Source organism: Rickettsia argasii T170-B, assembly GCF_000965185.1.
In the GTDB taxonomy this organism is placed as follows: Bacteria; Pseudomonadota; Alphaproteobacteria; order Rickettsiales; family Rickettsiaceae; genus Rickettsia; species Rickettsia rickettsii.
Window position 1 is genome coordinate 1 of the sequence record NZ_LAOQ01000026.1, and the last position, 2,032, is coordinate 2,032.

Here is a 2,032-nt window from a genome sequence, read left to right on the forward strand (position 1 = left end):
TGAAGAATACGAAGTATTGGTATCCCTTGAGTCTCGTACCATGGTAACACGCGGTCATTAAGCATATCAGCAGCAGTTAAAGCTGTTTTATCAGTATATAGTTTAGCATCCGCTACCCTAGTATAGCTATCAATAAATACCTGAGAATAAACCTTACCTATACCTTTGAAATTACCTACATAATACGTATCCTGACATCCTAAATAACCTGGATGCTGCGTCTCAATTTCTCCATGAGCTTCTTTTTCCTAGCACTTGTAATTGAGATTCAGTAAGAACAATACCATCCTGAGCCATCTTTGCTTCTAATGCTTTAAGCCTTTTACTGATATTGTTTAAATCATTACGTAACCAAATTGATCTCACTCCTCCAGGCGATACAAGTATACCGCTCTTCTTAAGCTCATTTGATACTCTTAGCTGTCCATATGCTGGATATTCTATTGCCATATCCATTACTGCTTTCTCTATCGCTGGATCAACTCTATTCGCTATTATTGGCTTTCTTCGACTAATTTCATACAATGCCTCTTCGCCACCAGTTTCATACAGTTCTTTAAATCTGTAATAACTATCTCTACTATAGCCCATCGCTTTACATGCTGATGATATGCTACCAAGACTCTTAGCTAGTTCTAGTAACCCTATTTTTGGCTTTATTATTTTTTGATTTAAGTTCATTTTTCATCTCCATTTAATAATTAATTTATTTTCTAAATGTAAGATTTAATCTCAACTATTACACATTCATTAGATCTAAATACATGGAATTTAAGTAATCCTATATTGTCGTCTAACCCTCAAATTTTCCAAAAAGGTTACAGAGGATTTATACAACCAACTTTAGTTACTGGGGACTCACAAAATAAAATCATAATGTTAGTCCGACCTAGAAAAACTGATCCTTTAATTCCCACTTACATACATAGATCAATGTCTTTAGATAAAGGAATACACTGGAATAACCTAGAACCTATCAATTTATTAAATCCTGATAGTGCTATTGATGCTATTAATTTAAGTAGTAACACATTGCTACTTGCATATAATCGAGTAATCAATCATCTCAAATCACGTAATATATTAAGCTTAGCTATATCCTATGATGAGGGATTAAACTACTACCCCATCATTATTAAAAATTCTATTTATCCAGAAGGTGATATAGAATATAGTAATATCCTATCTGAAGAATATTCATACCCTGCTATTATTATGAACCCTGATAACAATGAAATTCATGTAATATATACATTTAATAGAATTAACCTAAAGCATAAAGTATTTCAATTACTACCAAAATAATCTATTCTATAAATAATCAAGTAGTATGCTAAATTACATTTATAGCTTCAGTGTTGTGTTTAAAATAACTCCAAAATTTTCTAGGATTATTAGTGAACAATGTATTTTCCTTTAATCTATTTTGATGTGTAGCATTTAAACATAATCGATAAAAGTGTTTTTCTAATGATGAAATTCCAAGGTAAGGCATCAAAACAATAAAACTTATTAAAGTTTCATTTATAATTTTTTTAGCTTTTTCAGGAGATTTAGCACCTATTGTCTGTATATTATGCAGTCTATCAAATAACTTTATCAGAAGTACATCATGTTTCTTCTCTTTGTATAATATCTCTACCATTTCAGCAGAACTAATCTTGATGCCATTCTCCTTTATCCTCGTTAAATCCATTACTTGATTTGCTACCTGCACTCCAAATTCTTGTAATATTTTCTCTTTGGTAAGTTCTGTATCCTCAATAGTATGTGCGTCAAGATAAGGTGCATTAATCTTACGGGTGAAAGTCCTGTTATGGAAGGGGTAGCTAGCTCCACCATATAGCGAGTCTTGTGCTGCTGAAGGTAACGACAGTAGTAAAGCGTAGACAGCGAAACATTCGAGCCGAAACCAAATGGTGAACGTGATAGCCCCGAAAGGAAGACGTAGTGGAAGCCGATGTGCTATACTACACAGTAGGCAAAAGAAGATTGGAGGTCAAACTAGCGAAAATCAAAAAGTCTTCAACCA

Annotated in this window: 1 protein-coding gene and 2 pseudogenes; 1 reads left to right on the forward strand and 2 read right to left on the reverse strand. The window is 33.0% G+C overall.

Annotated features, from left to right (window positions below):
* Positions 1-681, reverse strand: a pseudogene (locus tag RAT170B_RS07735) (helix-turn-helix domain-containing protein); the annotation flags it as partial.
* A 57-nt stretch (positions 682-738) separates the two neighbouring features.
* Here RAT170B_RS07735 and RAT170B_RS07740 point away from each other — a divergent pair.
* Entirely contained in the window at positions 739-1,305 is a 567-nt protein-coding gene (locus RAT170B_RS07740; RefSeq protein WP_409994168.1) for an exo-alpha-sialidase, read from the forward strand.
* 28 nt (positions 1,306-1,333) lie between these two features.
* Here RAT170B_RS07740 and RAT170B_RS07745 read toward each other — a convergent pair.
* Positions 1,334-1,768: pseudogene (locus tag RAT170B_RS07745) on the reverse strand (HD domain-containing protein); the annotation flags it as partial.
* Positions 1,769-2,032: the final 264 nt, after the last annotated feature.